General features: G+C 76.6%; 18 protein-coding genes and 1 riboswitch. Of the genes, 9 read left to right on the forward strand and 9 right to left on the reverse strand.

Annotated features, from left to right (window positions below; all coding sequences use genetic code 11):
* Window positions 1-24: 24 nt before the first annotated feature.
* The 3 genes from ACRYRX_RS16640 to ACRYRX_RS16650 all read right to left on the reverse strand — a co-directional run bounded on the left by ACRYRX_RS16640 (window position 25) and on the right by ACRYRX_RS16650 (window position 2,881).
* On the reverse strand, window positions 25-519 hold the full coding sequence (locus ACRYRX_RS16640; RefSeq protein ID WP_432513514.1) for an HNH endonuclease: 495 nt from the start codon (window positions 517-519) through the stop codon (window positions 25-27).
* A 373-nt stretch (window positions 520-892) separates the two neighbouring features.
* Window positions 893-1,747: a C40 family peptidase gene (locus ACRYRX_RS16645; RefSeq protein WP_432513516.1), complete on the reverse strand. Its 855-nt coding sequence runs from the start codon at window positions 1,745-1,747 to the stop codon at window positions 893-895.
* A 2-nt stretch (window positions 1,748-1,749) separates the two neighbouring features.
* Window positions 1,750-1,929, reverse strand: a riboswitch (cyclic di-AMP (ydaO/yuaA leader).
* 268 nt (window positions 1,930-2,197) lie between these two features.
* The gene (locus ACRYRX_RS16650) at window positions 2,198-2,881 is read right to left on the reverse strand and encodes a metal-dependent transcriptional regulator (protein ID WP_432513519.1); all 684 of its coding nucleotides are present in this window, start codon (window positions 2,879-2,881) and stop codon (window positions 2,198-2,200) included.
* Window positions 2,882-3,020: 139 nt separating this feature from the next.
* Between ACRYRX_RS16650 and ACRYRX_RS16655 the strand changes: the two genes are divergently transcribed.
* Window positions 3,021-4,394, forward strand: coding sequence for a cryptochrome/photolyase family protein (locus ACRYRX_RS16655; protein ID WP_432513522.1), 1,374 nt, complete (start codon window positions 3,021-3,023; stop codon window positions 4,392-4,394).
* A gap of 8 nt (window positions 4,395-4,402) precedes the next feature.
* Here the strand turns inward: ACRYRX_RS16655 and ACRYRX_RS16660 are convergent, their stop codons facing one another.
* Window positions 4,403-5,689: an MFS transporter gene (locus ACRYRX_RS16660; RefSeq protein WP_432513524.1), complete on the reverse strand. Its 1,287-nt coding sequence runs from the start codon at window positions 5,687-5,689 to the stop codon at window positions 4,403-4,405.
* A gap of 332 nt (window positions 5,690-6,021) precedes the next feature.
* Window positions 6,022-6,153, reverse strand: coding sequence for a hypothetical protein (locus tag ACRYRX_RS16665; protein WP_432513527.1), 132 nt, complete (start codon window positions 6,151-6,153; stop codon window positions 6,022-6,024).
* A gap of 90 nt (window positions 6,154-6,243) precedes the next feature.
* On the opposite strand from ACRYRX_RS16665, the gene ACRYRX_RS16670 reads away from it, so the two are divergent.
* The 6 genes from ACRYRX_RS16670 to ACRYRX_RS16695 all read left to right on the forward strand — a co-directional run bounded on the left by ACRYRX_RS16670 (window position 6,244) and on the right by ACRYRX_RS16695 (window position 13,003).
* Window positions 6,244-7,284, forward strand: a complete 1,041-nt coding sequence (locus ACRYRX_RS16670) for a saccharopine dehydrogenase (protein ID WP_432513529.1) — start codon at window positions 6,244-6,246, stop codon at window positions 7,282-7,284.
* 81 nt (window positions 7,285-7,365) lie between these two features.
* The gene (locus ACRYRX_RS16675; RefSeq protein WP_432513531.1) at window positions 7,366-8,058 is read left to right on the forward strand and encodes an NUDIX hydrolase; all 693 of its coding nucleotides are present in this window, start codon (window positions 7,366-7,368) and stop codon (window positions 8,056-8,058) included.
* Window positions 8,059-8,128: 70 nt separating this feature from the next.
* Entirely contained in the window at window positions 8,129-9,421 is a 1,293-nt protein-coding gene (gene nadA, locus ACRYRX_RS16680; RefSeq protein WP_432513532.1) for a quinolinate synthase NadA, read from the forward strand.
* Window positions 9,418-11,004 (forward strand): L-aspartate oxidase, encoded by a 1,587-nt coding sequence (nadB, locus tag ACRYRX_RS16685; RefSeq protein ID WP_432513534.1) that lies wholly within the window; start codon window positions 9,418-9,420, stop codon window positions 11,002-11,004. The genes nadA and nadB overlap by 4 nt, the downstream gene beginning before the upstream one ends.
* Window positions 11,001-11,864 carry a carboxylating nicotinate-nucleotide diphosphorylase gene (gene nadC / locus ACRYRX_RS16690; protein ID WP_432513536.1) on the forward strand — a complete coding sequence of 288 codons (864 nt, stop codon included), beginning with the start codon at window positions 11,001-11,003 and terminating at the stop codon, window positions 11,862-11,864. Before nadB ends, nadC begins: the two co-directional genes overlap by 4 nt.
* A complete protein-coding gene (locus ACRYRX_RS16695) occupies window positions 11,861-13,003 on the forward strand; it encodes a cysteine desulfurase family protein (protein ID WP_432513539.1) in 1,143 nt (380 codons plus the stop codon). Before nadC ends, ACRYRX_RS16695 begins: the two co-directional genes overlap by 4 nt.
* A 10-nt stretch (window positions 13,004-13,013) precedes the next feature.
* Here the strand turns inward: ACRYRX_RS16695 and ACRYRX_RS16700 are convergent, their stop codons facing one another.
* Genes ACRYRX_RS16700 through ACRYRX_RS16710 form a run of 3 tightly spaced genes read right to left on the reverse strand, consistent with a single transcriptional unit; the run spans window position 13,014 to window position 16,938 of the window.
* Entirely contained in the window at window positions 13,014-13,553 is a 540-nt protein-coding gene (locus tag ACRYRX_RS16700; protein WP_432513541.1) for a 2'-5' RNA ligase family protein, read from the reverse strand.
* On the reverse strand, window positions 13,550-13,819 hold the full coding sequence (locus ACRYRX_RS16705) for a hypothetical protein (RefSeq protein ID WP_432513544.1): 270 nt from the start codon (window positions 13,817-13,819) through the stop codon (window positions 13,550-13,552). The genes ACRYRX_RS16700 and ACRYRX_RS16705 overlap by 4 nt, the downstream gene beginning before the upstream one ends.
* A gap of 23 nt (window positions 13,820-13,842) precedes the next feature.
* Window positions 13,843-16,938 (reverse strand): S8 family serine peptidase, encoded by a 3,096-nt coding sequence (locus ACRYRX_RS16710; RefSeq protein ID WP_432513546.1) that lies wholly within the window; start codon window positions 16,936-16,938, stop codon window positions 13,843-13,845.
* Window positions 16,939-17,129: 191 nt separating this feature from the next.
* Here ACRYRX_RS16710 and ACRYRX_RS16715 point away from each other — a divergent pair, with 191 nt between their 5' ends.
* Window positions 17,130-17,801, forward strand: coding sequence for a copper resistance CopC family protein (locus ACRYRX_RS16715; protein WP_432513547.1), 672 nt, complete (start codon window positions 17,130-17,132; stop codon window positions 17,799-17,801).
* On the opposite strand, the gene ACRYRX_RS16720 is transcribed toward ACRYRX_RS16715, so the two are convergent.
* On the reverse strand, window positions 17,773-18,981 hold the full coding sequence (locus ACRYRX_RS16720) for an MFS transporter (RefSeq protein ID WP_432513548.1): 1,209 nt from the start codon (window positions 18,979-18,981) through the stop codon (window positions 17,773-17,775). The two genes, ACRYRX_RS16715 and ACRYRX_RS16720, sit on opposite strands and share 29 nt — an antisense overlap.
* Window positions 18,982-19,067: 86 nt before the next feature.
* On the opposite strand from ACRYRX_RS16720, the gene ACRYRX_RS16725 reads away from it, so the two are divergent.
* Window positions 19,068-19,899: LysR family transcriptional regulator (locus ACRYRX_RS16725; RefSeq protein WP_432513551.1), on the forward strand; the 832-nt coding region annotated here is incomplete at its 3' end.

Raw genomic sequence — 19,899 nt, forward strand, 5'->3', positions numbered from 1 at the left:
TCCCGGCGGGTCCGGGCGGCGGGTTCAGGCGGCGGTCGCCAGGAAGGAGTCCCAGCGCGGGTCCGGCTGGTCGGCCCCGCGCACGGCCCACGACGCGCCGCGGGGGGCGGCGGGCCGGAACGGCAGGTGCCAGCCCATCTCCTCGGGCGTGCGGTCCCCCTTGGCGTTGTTGCAGCGCACGCAGCAGGCGACGAGGTTCTCCCAGCTGTCCGGCCCGCGCCGGCTGCGGGGCAGGACGTGGTCGACGGTGGTGGCGTGGCCGCGGCAGTAGGCGCAGCGGGAGTGGTCGCGACGCAGCACCCCGCGCCGGCTCACCGGGACGGTCTGCCCGCGCGGGACCCGGACGTAGCGCGTCAGGAGGATGACGGAGGGCCGTTCCAGGCTCATCGTGGCGCCCACGACGGGGTCGGCGTCGGCGAGGACCACCGACGCCTTCCCGGCCAGGACCAGCACCAGGGCGCGCCGGAAGGACACGACCGCGAGGGGTTCGTAGCCGGCGTTCAGCACGAGCGTGCGCACATCCACCTCCTGAGACGACGAGAGGCGCCTTCCCCGGCGGGGAGAGGCGCCTCTGAGAGAGCGACGACGGTCACATGGTGGTGGTGCACGCGGTGGTGCCCCGTGACCTGGGCCGCGGACCGGCCGTGCGGTATCGCGGTCCCCGTCCGGGGGGTGGTTCCGGGCTGAGCCGTGGTCATCGCCCCTCCGCGTCGTGGGTCCGGTCCGACGTCCTTGGAGGGAGAGTACGTCGCCGGTGGCGGGGCAGTCAGCAACTTTCCCGTGAATCCCACCCGACACGACCGGCGCACCCGCGACGGTCCCGGGGACGACGCAGGCGCGGGCCGTCGGGTGACGGCCCGCGCCTGGCGGGGGGAGTGTTCGGTGGGACTGCTCAGACGGTCGGCGCGAGGCGGCCGAACGTGACGGCGTCGCTCCAGATCGCCCGCAGCTGGACGGGCTTCCCGGCGCGCGGGGCGTCCCACATCATGTTGTCGCCGGCGTAGATGCCGACGTGGTACGCGCGGCCCCCGCCGTTGGCGAAGAACACGAGGTCGCCGGGGACCGCGTCGCCGCGCGAGATCGAGGCGGCGGCCTGCTTCTGCGCGTTGGCGGTGCGGGGGATCTCGAAGCCCAGCTGGCGGTACACGTAGCTGGTGTAGCCGGAGCAGTCGAAGCCGCGCGGGGTGGTGCCGCCGTAGACGTAGGGGACGCCGGCGTAGTCGTCGGCGACCTCGAGGATCCGGTGCCCGAGGGGGACCGGCGCGGGGGCGGGAGCCGGCGCGGGGGCGGGGGCGGGGGCCGGCTCGGCCACCGCGGCGGCGGCGACCGGGACGGCGACGGCGCTCTCGGCGACGGAGGAGGCGACGACCGGGGCCGCGTCGCCGGCGCGGACGGCCCGCTCCAGCGTCGGGGCGACGACCACGGGGGCGGCGGCCGGGGCCGCGGCGAAGGTGGCGGTGGCCGCGGGGGCGGCGGTGGTGGCCGGGGCGGAGACCACGCCGATCGGGTTGGCCCCGAAGGCGGCGGGCACGGTCGAGGCGACCGAGCTGTCGATCGCGGCGGGGGCGGCGGCGGGGGCCGCACCGGCGGGCAGGGCGACCGCGAGGAGCAGGCCACCGGCCGCGGCCGCGACGGCGCCGGTGCGAGCGGCCCCTCCGGCGGTGCGGGCGACGCTGTCCGAGAGGTCGGTCAGGGGCGTGAGGGGACGGACGGCGGCGCGGTGGCGCGCCTGGACGCGAGTCGTCAAGGAAGTGGCCTCTCCGACGCCTGCGAGGTGAGCTGTCGGGTTCGGGCTGGAGTTGCCCGGCCGGTTCGCACCGGCTTCACCCCTAGGGCTCGGACCGACCGGAGGGTCGGACGTCGCCCGGGAAACGTGGTTCCCCCACCCCTGCCATGAACTGTCTCGGGGGACCTCGGCGTGGTGGCAGGGCTCGGCGTCCACGCGAGGGCGACCACGTGCGCTGTCGTGGTTGCGGGTGGACCATAACCCCTCCGCCGCCGCGATGTCACGACCCGGTGACGAACGGGTGCCGGGAGTGTGACGGGCCGTCGTCACGAATGCAACGGAGAGTGACTAGTCGGCACGCTGCGCCGATCTCGTCCGGCCCTGGACGACGAACGGCCCCCGCACGCAGCGTCACCGCGATCGCGGTGCCGCGCAGGTGCGAGGGCCGAACGGGTGGAGCGGGCGGACCGGTCAGAGCGGGGCGACGAAGATGTGACCGGCCTCGGCGGTCGTGAGGTCCACCACACCGTCGCCCACGGCGACCTCCACACCGCCGCCCACGGACTTCACGACGACCTCCGCGCCCGGCACCAGGCCCGCGGCGCGGAACCGCGCCAGCAGCGGCACGTCGGTCTGCAGCGGCTCCCCGAGCCGGCGCACGACCACCGGCCGGCCCTCCACGTCGGGGGCCGTCGACGGCTGGACCCCGGAGCGGAACCCCTCCGCGGCGTCGTCCTCCCCCAGCTCCCCCAGCCCGGGGATGGGGTTGCCGTACGGGTCGAAGTGCGGGTGGTCCAGGATCGCCACCAGCCGCTTCTCGACCTCCTCGGACACGACGTGCTCCCAGCGGCACGCCTCCTCGTGCACCAGGCTCCACTCCAGCCCGATGACGTCGGTCAGCAGGCGCTCGGTCAGCCGGTGCTTGCGCATCACCCGCATGGCCTTGGCGTTGCCCGCCTCCGTCAGCTCCAGCCGGCGGTCGGTGCCGACGTGCAGCAGGCCGTCCCGCTCCATGCGGGCCACGGTCTGGGAGACGGTGGGCCCGGAGTGGTGGAGTCGCTCGGCGATGCGAGCGCGCATCGGCACGATGCCTTCCTCTTCCAGTTCGAAGACCGTCTTGAGGTACATCTCGGTGGTGTCGATGAGATCGCTCACGGGGCACATCATCCGGTACGGACGGTGGTGGTCGCACCCCTGACCCGCCGCCCGGCACCCGGCCCCGGCACCCGGCCCCGGCACCCCGGCCACCGGCTGCGATCGCGGCCGGGACCGGACGCGGTTAGCGTCGGCGGTCGTGGCTGCGCGCGAGGAGAGCACGAGCGTCCTGTGGTTCCGGCGGGACCTGCGGCTGGAGGACCACCCCGCGCTGCTCGCCGCCGCCGCCGACGGCGCGGTCCTGCCGCTGTTCGTCGTCGACCCCGCCCTGTGGGGCCCCTCCGGCGACGTCCGGCGCACCTACCTGCTGCGGTCGCTGCGCGCCCTCGACGCCGACCTCGGCGGCCGGCTCGTCGTCGAGCGCGGCGACCCCGTCCGCGTCGTCGCGCAGGTCGCGGCGCGCGTCGGCGCCCGCCGCGTCCACGTCACCGCCGACGCCGGCCCCCACGGCCGCCGCCGCGACGACGCCGTCGCCGCCGCGCTGGCCGCCCACGACCGCGAGCTCGTCCGGACCGGCACCCCCTACGCCATCGGCCCGGGCACGATCCTCAACGGCTCGGGCCGGCCCTTCCAGGTCTTCACGCCGTTCTCCCGCGCCTGGGCCGAGCACGGCTGGCCGGCCCCGGCGCCGAGCCCCGGCACGGTCCGCTGGATCGGCGACGGCGAGGGCGTGGACGGCCGCCACTGGCCCGCCGAGCCCGACCTGGGCGACCTCACCCTGCCCGAGGCGGGCGAGCGGGCCGCCCACGAGCGGTGGGAGGACTTCCTCGGCCACGGCCTGGCCGGGTACGGCGACGAGCGCGACCGCCCCGACCACGACGGGACGTCCCAGCTCTCGCACGCCCTGAAGTGGGGTGAGCTGCACCCGCGGACGCTGCTGGCCGCGCTGCGCCGCGAGAGCTCCCGCGGCGCCGAGACGTTCCGCACCGAGCTGTGCTGGCGCGAGTTCTACGCCGACGTGCTGTGGAACCGGCCCGAGACGGCCCGCGAGTACTACAAGCCCCAGCTCGCCGGGCTGCGCTACGCCGAGCCCGGCGAGGCGTTCACCGCCTGGTCCGAGGGCCGGACCGGGTTCCCGATCGTCGACGCGGGGATGCGGCAGATGCGGTCGGTCGGCTGGATCCACAACCGCGTCCGGATGATCGTCGCGAGCTTCCTCGTCAAGGACCTGCACGTCGAGTGGCCGCACGGGGCCCGGGAGTTCATGCGCTGGCTGCGCGACGGGGACCTGGCCAGCAACAGCCACGGCTGGCAGTGGGTCGCGGGTTCGGGCACGGACGCCTCGCCGTTCTTCCGGGTGTTCAACCCCGTCACCCAGGGGCAGCGGTTCGACCCCGCCGGCGACTACGTGCGGCGCTACGTGCCCGAGCTGCGGCACCTGGCCGGCAAGGCCGTCCACACGCCGTGGGAGGCCGCCGACGGGTACGCCCACGGCTACCCCGAGCGCATCGTCGACCACGCCCACGAGCGGCGGGTCGCGCTCGACGACTACGCCCGCCTGCGCGCCACCTGACCCCGGGGTCAGGGGACCGGGTGGCGGGCGTCGTAGCGCAGGAACCCGCGCTGGCGGTCGGCGAGCACGAGCACCGCGACGACGCACGCCGCTCCCCCGGCCAGCGCCGCGAGACCCTCCCCGACGGCGCTCGCGGTCGAGCCGAGGACGAGGTCGCCCAGGCGCGGCCCGCCGGCGACCACGACGATGAACACGCCCTGCAGCCGGCCGCGCAGCGCGTCGGGGGTGGCGACCTGCAGGATCGTGCCGCGGAAGACCGAGCTCACCGCGTCGGCGGCGCCGCTGACCGCGAGCAGCGCGACGCACAGCCACAGCTCCCACCCGGCGCCGCCGGGCGCGAGCACGAGCACGACCCCGAACGCGGCGACCGAGGCGCCGTAGACGGCGATGCAGCCGACGACGAACGCGCCCTGCCGGCGCACGGCCCCCAGCGGCCCGGAGAACAACCCGGCCAGGACGGACCCGGCGGCGAAACCCGCGCCGAGGATCCCGACGGTCCGGGCCCCGCCGCCGAGCTCGGCCGCCGCGATCGCGGGGTACAGCACGCGCGGCATGGCGAACACCATGGCGCACAGGTCGGCCAGGAACGTCATGCGGACGTTCGGGCGGGTGCCGAGGAACCGGACGCCCTCCAGGACCGAGCGCAACCCCGGCCGGTGGGCACCGGGGACGGCCTCCGGCGGCATGGCCGGCAACCGGTGCACGCCCACGAGCGCGGCGACGAACGTGACCGCGTCGACGGTGTAGGCGGCCTGGAACCCCCACGCGCCGACGAGGAAACCCGCCAGCAGCGGGCCGACGGTCAGCGCGAGGGCGTTCGTGGTGCCGGACAGGGCGTTCGCGGCCGGCAGGAGCTCGCGCGGCACGATGCCCGGCACGATCGCGGACCGGGCCGGGTTGTTCACCGCGAACGCCGCGCTCTGCAGCGCCACGAGGGCGTAGAGCAGTTCCACGGACCCGACGTGGAACCAGGCCTGGGCGGCGATCGCGACGGCGAGCACCCACAGCGCCAGGGAGGCGATCAGCGCGACCTTCCGCCGGTCGTGCGCGTCGACGAGGGAACCGCCGTACAGCCCCAGGCCGACGAGCGGCACGAGCGCGAAGAGGCCGACCAGACCGACCGAGAACGTCGAGGAGGTCAGGGCGTAGACCTGCAACCCGACGGTGACGACGGTGAGCTGGGTGCCGATGCCGGCCAGCGACTGCCCGATCCACAACCACCGGAAGGCGGGGACCTCGCGCAGCGGGGTGGTGTCGGCGAGGAGGCGTCGGCGGGTGGCCGGGGCGGGACTCACGCCGTCGAGGATAGGTGGTTGTCCGGGACAACTTCTCTGGACGACTTCCCGGGACGAGTACGGGGACGAGTCACCCGGACAGGGGAAAGTCCCCGGGCACTTCCACCTCCGCCGGTCGGGCGACCGTGCGGGGGTGGGCCGGCTGGACGAGCCGGCACCCGGGGACCCGGTGACTGCCGTGGATTCGCCGCGCTGCGCGGGGCGACCAGAGCGGTCCGCGTCCTGTCACGCAGCTGCTAGCGGGCAGCCACCTCACGCGTCCGATGAGAAACCATGTGTCGGACCACCTCCTTCCCGTGTCCTTCGACGGTACGACCGGTGGGCCGGGGTTGTCACCCCGAATTACCGGGGAGTTCGCGGAGAGGTTCCCGCAGGGGTTCCCGGAGGTCGGCGGCGAGCACCGTGGCGACGTCGACGTCGACGTCGACGGCGCCGTCGAGGTCGTGGGGGCAGGGACGCCTCACCGGCCAGGGCGCTCGGGGAGGCGCGCTGCGCGGACCTCCTCGACCCGGGTGGGCACGGCCGCACCCCGCGCTCGCCGTAGCGTCACCGCGGTGAACGGGATCCTGGTGGTGGGGGCGTCGGGTGCGGTCGGGTCGCGGGTGGCCCGGGCGCTGGCGCCGGAGTTCGGCCGCGACGTGGTCCTGGTGGGCCGGCGCGAGGGCCCGCTGCGCGAGCTGGCCGCCCGGCTGGGCACCCGGTGGAGCGCGGCCGACCTCGACGACCCCGCGGCCGTGCGCCGCCTCGCGCGCGGGGTCCGGGTGGCGGTGCTGACCGTGGAGGGCCCGGTCGCCGCCGCGCGGGCGCTGCTGGAGGCCGGGGCCGGGTTCGTCGACGTCGGCGCCACGCCGGCCCACCTGGCGCGGCTGACCGGCCTGGACGCGACGGCGCGCGAGCACGGCGCGACCGGTGTCCTGTCGGTGGGCCTGGCCCCCGGGGCGAGCAACCTGCTGGCGCACGAGGCCGCGGCCGCGGTCGGGGGCGCCGCGCGCGTCGAGATCACCGTCCTGCTCGGCGCGGCCGAGCGCCACGGCCCGGCGGCGGTGCGCTGGACCGTGGACTCCCTGCTGGACCCCGCCCCGGGCGCCCCGGACGAGACCGTCCACCTGCCCGGCCCCGACGGGACCGTCCTCGTGCGCCGGGCGCGGGGGTTCCCGTTCGCCGACGCCCCGGTCGTCGCGGCGGCCCTGGGGGCGAGGACGACGAGCCGGCTGGCGTTCGACTCCCGGCCGGCCGGCGCGGCGCTGCGCGCCCTCGGGCTCCTGCGGCGCACCCCGTGGAGCGGGTCCGGGCGGGTGCGGTCGGCGCTGGCCCGGTCCCTGGGCCGGGTCCACCTCGGCGGGGACGTGTTCACCGTCCGCGCCGACGCCTGGTCGGCCTCCGGCGAGCACGCGGCGCGCGCGGTGACCGGGCACCGGCAGACGCGGGCGACGGCGGCCGTCACGGCGGAGGTGGCCCGGTCGCTGGTGCACGGGGAGGCTCCCGCCGGTGTCGTGCACCTGCCGGCGCTGCCGGTGGCGGCGGGGTTGCTCACCCGGCTCGACGCGGCGGGCACCTGGCAGCACCTGCGCCTGGGGGCGGCCGGCGGCTTGTGACGACGGGGGTCGTGGCCCTACAGTTCTCGGCGACCAGTTGTTGTCAGAACCACCTTTACTGATCCGGGGTCCTGGGTTCCCATGAGCACGTCCGAGCAGGCGATCCTCGTCGCGGTGTCGACGGTGATCTTCGCGCTGCTGCCCGACCGCGAGGGCGCCGTGCGCGTGCACCTGCCGCTCGTGCGCCGGACGCGGGACCCGTTCGGGGACCGGTGGGCGCTGCCCGGGGGGTGGGTGCGCACCGCCGAGAGCCTCAGCGACGCGGGACGGCGGACGCTGGCCGAGACGACCGGCCTGCGCCCCAGCTACCTGGAGCAGCTCTACACGTTCGGCCGCCCCGACCGCTCCCCCGGCCAGCGCGTCGTGTCGGTCGTGTACTCGGCCCTGGTCCGCAACCACGAGGCCGCCGCCGCCGTCGAGGGCGAGAACGTCCGCTGGACCTCCGCGGACGACTGCCACGGGCTGGCGTTCGACCACGACGAGATCGTGCAGTACGCCTTGTGGCGGCTGCGGACGAAGGTCCAGCACGCCCACGTCGCCCAGCACTTCCTCGACGAGCAGTTCTCCCTCGCGCAACTGCGCGAGGTGCACGAGGCCGTGCTCCAGCGCCCCCTCGACCCCGCGAACTTCCGCCGCCAGGTGGAGGGTTCGGGCACCGTGGTCGAGACGGGCGAACGCCAGACCGGCGGCCGGCACCGCCCGCCGAAGCTGTACCGGGCCGTGGTCCCCGAGGGGTCCGCCGGACCGCTGCGGTCCGCCGGTTCCCTGGCCTGAACCCCCGGGGACGCTCGCCCGGCACCTGAGCAGACCCCCCAGAAGAAACCCCCCGAGAGAAGGCTGCACGATGGCGTCCGTCCCCACCCAGATCGAGCTGCTCACCCGCGCCCCGGGTGGGGCGGACAGCACCTGCGACCCCGACCTGCCCACCGCCCCCTGGCAGTTCGACGCCGTCCCGGGCCTCCCGCTGCCGGCGCCCACCTACGGCGCGGGCGCCTCGCGGCAGGACCCCGTCCCGGCCGGATCGCCCGTCCAGCAGCAGATCCCGGCGCAGTACCGGCTGCTGCCGGCCGACGAGCTCGACCGCCGCATCCGCGCCGCCAAGGAGACCCTCGGCTCGCGCGTCACGATCCTCGGGCACGCCTACCAGCGCGACGAGATCGTCCGGTACGCCGACTTCGTGGGCGACTCCTTCCAGCTGGCCCAGCAGTCCCAGCGGCACCCCGAGGCCGAGTTCGTCGTGTTCTGCGGGGTCCACTTCATGGCCGAGACCGCGGACCTGCTCACCACCGCCGACCAGCCCGTCATCCTGCCCAACCTCGCCGCCGGGTGCTCGATGGCCGACATGGCCGACATCGACGCCGTGCAGGCGTGCTGGGAACAGCTCGAGGCGCTGTACGGCACCGAACCCGACGCCGAGGGCAAGGTCCCCGTGGTCCCCGTGACCTACATGAACTCCGCGGCGGACCTCAAGGGTTTCTGCGGCGAGCACGGCGGGATCGTCTGCACCAGCTCGAACGCCCGCGAGGTCCTGGAGTGGGCCTTCGAGCGCGGGCAGCGCGTCCTGTTCTTCCCCGACCAGCACCTGGGCCGGAACACCGCCAAGGCGATGGGCGTGCCCACCGACGTCATGCCTCTGTGGGACCCGCGCAAACCCCGCGGCGGGAACTCCGCCGAGGCCCTGCTCGACGCCCGCGTCGTCCTGTGGCGCGGGTGGTGCTCGGTGCACCAGCGGTTCACCGTCGACCAGATCGCGCAGGCCCGCGCGAAGAACCCCGACGTCCGGGTCGTCGTGCACCCCGAGTGCCCGATGGAGGTCGTCGACGCCGCCGACGAGGCCGGTTCCACCCGGTACATCCAGCTCGCCGTCGACGCCGCCCCCGCCGGGACGGCGTTCGCCATCGGCACCGAGATCAACATGGTCCGCCGGCTGGCCGACACCCGCCCCGACCTCACGATCGAGTGCCTGGACCCCGTCGTCTGCCCGTGCTCGACGATGTACCGCATCCACCCCGCCTACCTGGCCTGGGTGCTGGAGTCCCTCGTCGCCGGCCGCGTCGTGAACCGGGTCAGCGTCCCGGCCGCCGTCGCGACGCACGCGCGCACGGCGGTGGAGCGGATGCTGGCGGTGGGCGCGTGAAACCCCCACCGGCGCGGGAACCGCGGACCGACGTCCTCGTCGTCGGGGCCGGTGTCGCCGGGCTCACCGCGGCGCTGGAGGCCGCCCGCACCCGGCGCGTCGTCCTGGTCACCAAGACCGCCCTCGGCGACGGCAGCACCCCGCACGCCCAGGGCGGTGTCGCGGCCCCGACCGGCCGCGCCGACGTGCCCGCGCACGTCGCGGACACCCTGGCCGCCGGGGCCGGGCTGTCCTCCCCCGCGGCCGTGGAGGCGCTGTGCGCGGCGGGACCGGCCGCGGTGCGGGTCCTGGCCGAGCGCGGCGTCGACTTCGACCGCGGCCGCGACGGGGGCTGGGCTCTGGGGCTGGAGGCCGCGCACTCCACGGCCCGCGTCCTGCACGCCGGCGGGGACCGGACCGGGGCCGCGATCTCGCGGGCGCTGGCGGCCGCCGTCCGGCGCAGCGACGTGACCGTCCACGAGGACACGTTCCTGCTGGGGCTGCTCACCGACGGCGGCCCCGAGGGCGGCACCGTCACCGGCGCGGAGTTCCTCACCGGCGCGGGGGCCGCGCTGCGCGTCCACGCCGACGCCGTGGTCCTGGCGACCGGCGGCGCCGGCCAGCTGTTCAGCCGCACCACCAACCCCGCCGTCGCGACGGCCGACGGGCTGGCGGCGGCGTTCCGCGCCGGGGCCCTCGTCGCGGACCTGGAGTTCTTCCAGTTCCACCCCACCGTCGCCGCGACGGCCGAGCCGTTCCTCGTCTCCGAGGCCGTGCGCGGCGAGGGCGCGGTCCTGCTCGACGCGGCCGGGGACCGGTTCATGCCGGGGGTCGACCCGCGCGCCGAGCTCGCCCCGCGCGACGTGGTGGCCCGCGCCCTGGTGGGCGCGATGGCCGCCCACGGCGGCGCACCCGCGCTGCTCGACGCGCGCGGCGTCTCGGCCGCCCTCGGCCGCCCCTTCGCCGAGCGGTTCCCCTCGATCGCCCGGATGTGCGCCCGGGTGGGCCTGGACCCCGAGACCGACCCGATCCCGGTGACCCCGGCGGCGCACTACTGGATGGGTGGCGTCCGCACCGACGCCACCGGCCGCACCTCGCTGCCCGGGTTGTGGGCCGCGGGCGAGGTCGCCTGCTCCGGGGTCCACGGGGCGAACCGCCTCGCGTCGAACTCGCTGCTGGAGGCCCTCGTCGCCGGGGGCGCGGTCGCCGCCGACACCGCCGGCGGGCCGGGCCCGGCCACCTTCGACGACACCGTCCCCGAGACGGTGACCGACGTCGCCGCACCGGCCCCGCCCGTCGCCGCGCACGTGGGCCGCCGGGAACTGCAGGCCGCGCTGTGGGAGCACGCGGGGCTGGTCCGCGACGCGGCGGGCCTGGCCGTCGCCGAGAAGATCCTCACCCCGCAGGAGGACCCCGTCGACCTGCCGGCCACCGACCCCGGCGTCCCGCGCTCGGCCCGCGAGGACGCCAACCTCGTCCTGGCCGGGCGCCTGCTCGTCGCGGCCGCCACCGCCCGCCGCGAGAGCCTGGGCGCGCACTCCCGCTCCGACCACCCGACCACCCCGCACCGGCCCGTGCGCCGCAGCTTCCGGAGGACCGCGTGAGGAACGCCGCCGACGTCGTCGCGCTCGCCCTGGCTGAGGACGCCCCCTGGGGGGACGTGACCAGCGAGACCCTGCTGCCGCGCGACGCCCTCGCCGACGCCCGGCTCGTCGCCCGCGAACCCGGGGTCCTGGCCGGGACGGACGCGGCCCGGGAGGCGTTCGCGCAGGCCGCGCGCCTGACCGGCGGATCGCTGGACCTCCTCGACCTCGCCGCCGACGGCACCCGGTTCGCCGCCGGGGACGCCCTCGGCCGCGTCCGCGGCACGGCGCACGCGGTGCTGCGGGCCGAGCGCGTCGCGCTGAACCTGCTCCAGCACCTGTCCGGCGTCGCCACCACCACCGCCGCCTTCGTCGACGCCGTCGCCGGGACCGGCGCCCGGGTCGTCGACACCCGCAAGACGACGCCGGGGCTGCGCGCGCTCGAGCGCGCCGCGGTGCGCGCCGGCGGCGGGCACAACCACCGCTGGTCGCTGTCGGACGCCGTGCTCGTCAAGGACAACCACCTCGCCGTCCTGCTGGCGAGCGGGCTCGACGTCACCGCGGCGCTGCGCTCGGTGCGCGCGGCGGTGCCGCACACCACGGCGATCGAGGTGGAGGTCGACCGGCTCGACCAGCTCGGGGCCGTGCTCGACGCCGACGTGGACGTGGTGATGCTCGACAACTTCACCCTCGACGACCTCGCCGAGGGCGTGCGCACCGTCCGGGCCCGCTCCCGCGCCCTGGTGGAGGCCAGCGGCGGGGTGCGCCTGGACACCGTCCGCGCCATCGCCGCCACCGGCGTGGACCTCGTCTCGGTGGGGGCGCTGACCCAGAACTCCCGCACGCTCGACCTCGGGCTCGACACCACCGTGAACCCGTGATCTACCTCGACCACGCCGCGACGTCCCCACCCCACCGCGAGGTCCTGGAGGCGGTCTGGCCGTACCTGACGCAGGTCACCGGCAACCCCTCCAGCGCGCACGAGGCCGGCCGGGCCGCGAAGGCCGGGCTCGACGCGGCCCGCGGCGCGATCGCCGAGGTCCTCGGCGCCCGGCCCGGAGAGGTCGTGCTGACCTCCGGCGGCACCGAGGCGGACAACCTCGCGATCACCGGCATCGCCACCGCGAACCCGCGCGGACGGCACGTCGTCGTGTCCGCGATCGAGCACCCCGCCGTGCTGGAGACCGCGAACGCGCTGCGCGGCAACGGCTTCGCCGTCGACGTGGTGGGGGTGGACGCCGACGGGCTCCTGGACCTCGCCGCCCTGGACGCCGTGCTGCGCCCGGACACGACCCTGGTCTCGGTGATGCACGCGAACAACGAGATCGGCACGGTGCAGCCGCTGGCGGAGGTCTCGGCGCGCTGCCGCGCGCTGGGGGTCCCGTTCCACACCGACGCCGTGCAGGCCGCCGGGCACCTCGACCTCGACGTGACGAGGCTGGGGGTCGACGCGCTGTCGGTCTCGGCGCACAAGTTCGGCGGGCTGCGCGGGGCGGGTTTCCTGTGGGTCCGCGGCGCGGTGCCGCTGACCCCGCTGCTGCACGGCGGCGGCCAGGAACGGGGCCGCCGGTCCGGGACCACCGACGTGGCCTCCGCCGTCGGCACCGCCGTCGCCCTGCACCTGGCGGCCACCACCCGCGCCGTCGAGGTCCCGCGGCTGACCGCGCTGCGGGACCGGCTCGTCGAGGGGGTCCTGGCGACCGTCCCGGGAGCCCGCCTGACGGGGCACCGGACGCGGCGCCTGCCCGGGCACGCGTCGTTCTGCTTCGCCGGGGTCGGCGGCGAGACCGTCCTCCAGGAGCTGGAGGCGGCCGGGATCGTCTGCTCCAGCGGGTCGGCGTGCGCCGCCGGCTCCGACGACGCCTCGCACGTCCTGCTCGCCACGGGGCTGGACCCCGACCTGGCCCGCACCGCGGTCCGCTTCACGCTGGGGACCGGATCGGGCGGGTCCGACGTCGACGCGGTCCTCGCGGCGCTGCCCGCGGCCGTCGCGACGGCCCGCGGTGGCGGGGTGCGCTGACCGCCGCGGGTCAGGGGGTGTCCGCGGCCGGGGTCTCGAAGGCGAACTGCGCGAAGGGTTCCCACGGACCACCGCGGTAGCGGAACACCGCCAGCTCCCTCACCGTGAACCCCCGGGGCGCGAACCCGGCGGTGAGCTCGGCCACGGTGGCGCGGGCGGTGGCGGGGTCGACGAAGTTCTGGACGGTGACGTGCGGGCGGAAACCCTGCTCGTCCTGCCGGGTGAGCCGCCCGGCCAGGGCGCGGGCGATGCGGGTGCGCGCCGCGCCGAGCCCGGGGCACTCCACGACGAGGGCGGCGCCGCGGCCCAGGGACCGCACCGACACCACCTCACCGTGCGGGGCGGGGTGGCGGCAGGCGTCGCGGACGGCGTCGCACACCTCGCCGGCCGCGTCGCCGGGCAGGGCGTGGAACACCGTGAGGTGGGCGGCCAGCTGGTTCCGCTCGGGCGGGAAGTACCTGCGGCGCAAGGCGTCCCACGCCTCCTGCACCGGCTCGTCCACGACCGCGCTGACGATGAGCGGCGCGTCGTCGGGTCCGGGGGCGCTCACGCCCCGGCCGCCCGCAGGCCCACGACGGTCCCGAACACCCCCGAGGCCAGGCACAGCGCCGCCAGGGCGGTGGCCGCGGCCCACCAGCCGCGGTCGGGGTGCCCGCCGCGCAGCGCGCGCAGGCCCAGGACCAGGACGACGGCCCCGATCACGACCCCCACGGGGGCCAGCGCCAGCGAGACGACCAGACCGGCGACCGAGGCGACGACCCCGCCGAGGGCGCCGGTGTTCGTGGGCTGCGGTTTCCGCTGCGGGGCCTGCTGCACGGCCCCATGCTCGCACGGACGGGTCAGCCGACCGCGACGATCGTCCGCTCCTCGCCCTCGCCGTACCCGATCGTCCCGAGGTAGCGGGTGCCCGGCTTGAGCCCGGACCAGGACGCCGTGAACGTCGCCGGCCGGCCCTGGGTCAGCGGCAGCGGGTCGGGCTGGACGGAGAACCGCCCGCCGCGGGCCCCGTCGGGCACCACGAACCGGGTGAGGCGGTACCCGATGGAGGTGGCGCCCGGCGCCCCGGTGAACCCGACGACCTGCAGGACGTGCCGGCCCGGTTCGACGTACCCGTCGATCCGCTCGGTGGCCGTGGTGCTGGTGGAGGCGCCGACGAGTTCGCCGTACTCGGTGTACAGGTACAGGTCGAGGTCGGTCCCGGCGTCCCCGGTCAGGTCGAACCGGGTGAAGGTGGTGCCCTCGGGGATCGTCACGGGGAACTCCACGACCCGCTGGACGCCGACGCGGCCGGCGTTGGTGCGCCCGGCGACGAGCCCGGACGGGTGCAGGTCCAGGGCCCCGTCGGTGCCGGCCACGACGGTGCCCCGGACGCTGCCGGTCCCGGTGTTCGGGGCGGTGAGCTCGGCGGGGACCGGCCCGGTCGCGAGGGGTTTGAGGGCGACCGGGGACCGGACGGTCTGGTCCGCGCCGCCGGTCCAGGTCAGCGACCCCGGCGCCCACGTCCCCGGGGCGGCGGTGGTGCGGGTGAACGTCACCCGGAACTGCGCGCTCTGACCGGCCCGCAGGTTCAGCACGCTGGGCTGGACCTGGACGTCGAAGCCGGGGACGTCGGCGCGGGCGAGGTAGAACCCGGCGGTGGTGGCGGTGACGGTGCGGGTCACGGTGCGGGTCGCGACGAGGTCGGCGACGGCGATGGACGCCTGGTTGAGGTCGCTGGGGTCGACCGCGGGCACGCCGGTGCCGGTCGCGACCCCGGCGCCCTCGAGGTAGCTCAGCCACTGGGCCGGGGTGGCGTCGTAGACGAGGCCGGGGTCCAGCATCCGCGTCGGGTCGACGAACCCGGCGCCGCCGCCGAAGGTGTCGCGGTCGGGGCGGCCGTCGGCGGCCAGGAGCCCCCGGCTGGTCGTCATGAGCGCCGACTTGACCATCGCGGGCGTGAACTCGGGGTGGGCCGCGCCGTACAGGGCCGCGAGGCCGGCCACGTGCGGGGCCGACATCGACGTCCCGGACTCGGGGGCGAACAGGTCCCCGGTCGGGTCCCCGCCGCCGCGGCGGGCCACCGGGGAGTACCCGGCGACGATGCCGGACCCGGGGGCGGTGAGGTCGGGTTTGAGGACGTCGCCGTCCTGCACGATCGCCGGCCCGCGCGAGGAGAACGCCGACACCTGCGGGGTCACCGTCGGGGTGCCGGAGGTGTTGCCCGGCTGGAAGGAGGCGGTCGGGTTCCGGGTGGAGCGGAGGTGGGCGAGCACGGCCTCGCCCTGGGCGGTGTCGAGGTGCACGGTGGGCACCGCGTGCGCGTCGGGTTCCAGGGAGTTCGGGACCGGGTTGTAGATGATCATCCCGACGCCGCCGGCGCGGGCGACCTCGACGGACTTCGCGACGCGGGCGGTGAGGGCCCGCTCGCAGACCACGATTCTCCCCTTGGCCCGGGCCGGGTCCAGGGAGCCGTCGAGGCACTTGTCCGCGTCGTCGGCGGGCGCCTGGCGGATCCTCACCGCGGACCCGAGCACGACGGGCGCGGACGGCAGCGGTTCCTGCGCCAGCCGGGCGCCGACGAGCTTCGTGCCGTCGTCGAGGACCACGGTGCCCTCGCGCAGCACCGACGTCCCGGCGGCCACGGTGGTGACCCACGGGCTCTGGTGGTCGACGGTGGAGACGGCCGGTCCGGAGTTCCCGGCCGAGGCGGCCACGAAGATGCCGGCGGAGGCGGCGACGAGGAACGCGGCCTCCACCGGGTCGGCGGGGTCGGCGGACGGGTCGGTCCCGATCGAGTAGTTGATGACGTCGACGTTGTCCGCGACGGCCTGGTCGATGGCGGCGACGAGGTCGGACGTCTGGCAGCCGTTGACGCCCTGGTCGTCGGTCCAGCAGACCTTGTAGACGGCCAGCGAGGCCGCGGGGGCGATGCCGGTGACGTCGCCGTAGGACCGCCCGCCGATGGTGGCGGGGACGCCGGTGCGGCCGGCGACGGTGGTCGCGGTGTGGGTGCCGTGGCCGTCGCTGTCGCGGGCGGAGGCGAACTCGTCGTCGCCGAGGGTGTACACCGCGGTGTACCCGGTGTTGAAGGTGCGGGCGCCGACGACCTTCGTCGAGCAGTCCGCGGCGGTCCACTGCTCACCGGTCTCGCACACCCCGGTGTAGGTGCCGCCGTCGGCCTTGAGCATGCGGATCGTGGACCCGTCGCGGTGGGCGCGCAGCGGGTCGTCGGCGGGGGCCGCCGCGGGCAGCTTCGACCCGGCGACGGAGGGGTGCTGGGACCACAGGCCGGTGTCGAGGTCGGCGACGACGACGCCCTTGCCGGCGGCGCCGGGGCCGCCGAGCCGTTCCCAGACCCCGCCGGCCCCGGGCAGCCCGAGGTAGGCGGCGGTGGTGCGCGCGCGGGCGGGGGCGGCCAGGGTCGTCGCCGTGCCCGCGGTGGTCGCGGTGGTGGCGGTGTCGGTGGTGGCGGTGGTGGCGGTGCCGGTCGCGGTGGTGGTGTCCGCCGTCGCGAGGTGGCGCGTGGTGTCCGGGGTGACGGAGACGACCCCGGCGGTGCTGGCCAGCTTCGCGGCCTGCGCGGCGGTCAGCTCGGTGCTGAACCCGTTGAGCGCCACGGTGTACCGCTGCTCGACGGTCGCGCCGACGACCTCGGCGGCCTTCGTCTGGGCCTGCTCGAGCAGGTCGCGGTACCGCCGGGTCGCGGGGCGGGTGAGGTCGACGTCGCCGCCGGCCGACTTCAGCCGCGGGATGCCGGGCAGCGAGCCGTCGTACCGGGCGACGGGGTCCTGGGCGAGGGTGACGACGTAGCGGCCGTCGGCGTACGTCCCCGGGCCCGCGGTGGGCGCGGCGACGGGGACGGGTGCGGCGGTGGCCGGGAGGACGGGGACGACGGCGAGGAGGAGCCCTGCTCCCATCGCGAGCGCCGAGGTGGTGAGCGGACGACGGGCGACCACGGTGGCCTCCTGCTGGAGCAAGCACGGGCAACGACGAGAAGTGGAACGCCTGTGACTTTCGGTGACGCCCGACGACGGGGTGCAGCCAATCGGCTACCAGGCGTCGCGTCAAGCCGCGGGCGGGCCGTTGTGGCGACGACCCCCGGAACGCCCCGGGAACGCCCCCGGCGGCGCTCCGTACCCTGTGGGACGTGCCGACCGCCCTGCCGACCGCCCCGTCCCGCCCCGCCGCCCGCACCCGTCCCCGCACCCGCCGGGGGCACCGCACCACCGCCCTGGCGCTGGCCGGGGGCCTGCTGACCCTCGGCGCTCCGCTGCTCACCGCGACCCCCGCCGCGGCCCACGACCGCCTGCAGTCCACCGACCCCGCCGACGGCGCCGTGGTCGAGGTGGCCCCCGAGCAGGTGGTGCTGACGATGTCCGCCACCCCGGTCGCGCTCGGCACGCAGGTGCAGGTCACCGGCCCGGACGGGTCGGTCGTCTCCGCGGGCGACCCGCGGATCGTGGACACCGCGATCACCACGACCCTCACCGGGGACCGCCCCGCCGGCACCTACGAGGTGCAGTGGCGCGTGACGTCCTCCGACGGGCACCCGATCTCGGGCGGCTTCTCCTTCACCGCCTCGGCCGCGGCCACCCCCTCGGCCCCCGCGGCGACCGCGAGCCCGGAGGGCACCCCGTCGCAGGCCCCGTCGGAGGCCGCGTCGCAGGCCCCGTCGGAGGCCGCGTCCCCCGCGACGGTCGACCCGGCCACCGCGGTCGACTCCGAGGGCGACCGCACGCTCATCGCGGTGGGGGTCGCCGCCGTCCTCGTCGTCGGCGGGATCGGCGGCGTCATCGGCTACCGGCGGCGGCGGGGCTGAGCGGCCGCCCGGCCCGTTCCCGGCGCACGTCGAGCAGCCACACCAGGACCGTCAGCACCCCCAGCCCCGCCCCGGCGGCCGTCACGGCGGGCCAGCCGCCCGCGCCCCACGCGGCCGACCCGACGACCGAGCCCAGCGCGCCGCCGGCGAAGTACGTCGTCATGTAGACGGAGTTGATCCGGGCGCGGGCGTCCGGGCGCAGCGGGTAGACGACGTTCTGGTTGGAGACGTGCACGGCCTGCAGGAACATGTCGGCCAGGCCGAAGCCGAGGACGAACAGCAGCAGCGACGTCAGCCACGGCGAGCTCGACAGGCCCAGCAGCCCCCAGGTGAGCACGAGGCCGACGGCGCCCAGGCCGGTGGCCAGCTGCCCGCGCCCGGCGTCGGCCATCCGCCCGGCCAGCGTCGCCATCGACGCCCCCGCCACCCCGGCGAGGCCGACCAGCCCGATCGCCAGCTCGGACAGCCCGAAGGCGGGACCGGCGAGCAGGAACGTGGTCGTCGCGAACAGCACCGAGACCCCGGCGAACCCCAGCCCGCCGAGCAGGGCGCGGGTGCGCAGCCGCGGCAGCTCCCCCACCAGCCGGGCCGTGGAGGCCAGCGTCGCCCGGTACCCGCCCGCGGCGGTGGGCTCGCTGCGCGGCAGCCTGCGGCGCAGCACGAGAGCGATGACGAGCAGCCCGACGGCGACCAGGGCGTACGGGGCGTGCCAGTCCGCGACCTCGGCCAGGGCGCCGGAGACGCTGCGCGCCAGCAGCGCCCCGATGAGCAGACCGCTCATGACGGTGCCCACGGCGCGGCCCTCGCGGCCGGGCCCGGCCAGCTCGGCCGCGAACGGGACGAGGATCTGCGCGGCGACCGAGAACGTCCCCGCCACGGCGGTCCCGACCACGAGCGTCGGGTAGTTCGGCGCCAGCGCGCACACCGCGTGCCCGGCCGCGGCCAGCAGGGCCAGCGTCACCAGCAGCCGGCGCCGTTCGAGCAGGTCCCCCAGCGGCACGACGAGCAGCAGGCCCAGGCCGTAGGAGACCTGCGCGACCGTCACCAGCGCCGCGGCCGCGCCGTCCCCGACGCCGAGGTCGCCGGCGATGGTGTCCAGCAGCGGCTGGTTCACGTAGTTCCCGCCCACGGCGAGCCCGGTCGTGACGGCCATCAGCAGCAGCAGGGGTCGGGTCAGCACCCGGTCATCGTGACCGCCCGCGCCCGGACCTGTCCAAGCGATCGAACGCCCTCGATCGATCGCGCTCGGCGATTAGTGTCGGGGTCGTGACCCCGTTGCAGCTGCACTGCGTCCTCGCGGTCGCCGACGGCCTGCACTTCACCCGCGCCGCCGCCGACCTCGGCATCGCGCAGTCCGCCCTGAGCCACCAGGTCGCCACCCTCGAGGCCGAGCTCGGCACCCGGCTGTTCGACCGGACCAGCCGCCGCGTGCGGCTGACCCCCGCCGGGGCGGCGCTGCTGCCGCGGGCCCGCACGGTGCTGGCCGAGCTGGACCGGATGCGCACCGACGTCGTCGCCGCCGGCGGCGCCGTCGCCGGCCGGCTGCGGATCGGGACCATCCCCACGCTGCCGGACCTGCGGCTGCCCGACGTCCTGGCCGGGCTGCGGCGCCGCCACCCCGGGGTCCGCACGACGGTCAGCGTGCTCAGCAGCGACGTGACCCTGGCCGCCGTCGCCGACGGCTCCCTCGACGTCGGGTTCGCCGGGTTCGCGCTGACCGACCCCCCGACGGGGGTGGGGAGCCGGCTGCTGGCCGTCGAGCGGCACGTCGCGGTCGTCCCCGCCGGCGACCCGTGGTCGGCGCGGCGGCGGGTCCGGCTGCGGGACGTGGCCGCCCGCCCGTGCGTCGACTTCCCCGCCGGGACCGGCGGCCGGCGCCAGACCGACGAGGCGTTCTCGGCGGCCAGCCTCACCCGCGACGTCGTCGTCGAGACCGACGACCTCGCGCTGCTGCTGGACCTCGTGCGCGCCGGCGTGGGGACCGCGCTGCTGCCGGCCGCCGCGCTGGCCCGCGCCCGGGACCTGCACGCCCTGGCCGTCCCCGACGGCCCGGCCCGCCGCTCGTACGTGCTGCACGCCGGCGACGACGCGTCGGCCG

Source organism: Kineococcus lubricus (genome assembly GCF_050871965.1).
GTDB lineage: Bacteria > Actinomycetota > Actinomycetes > Actinomycetales > Kineococcaceae > Kineococcus.

Coding starts and splice junctions, on each gene's coding strand:
- ACRYRX_RS16675 (WP_432513531.1), top strand. CDS start 7,366: ATGAGCACGTCCGAGCAGGCGATCCTCGTCGCGGTGTCGACGGTGATC.
- nadA (WP_432513532.1), top strand. CDS start 8,129: ATGGCGTCCGTCCCCACCCAGATCGAGCTGCTCACCCGCGCCCCGGGT.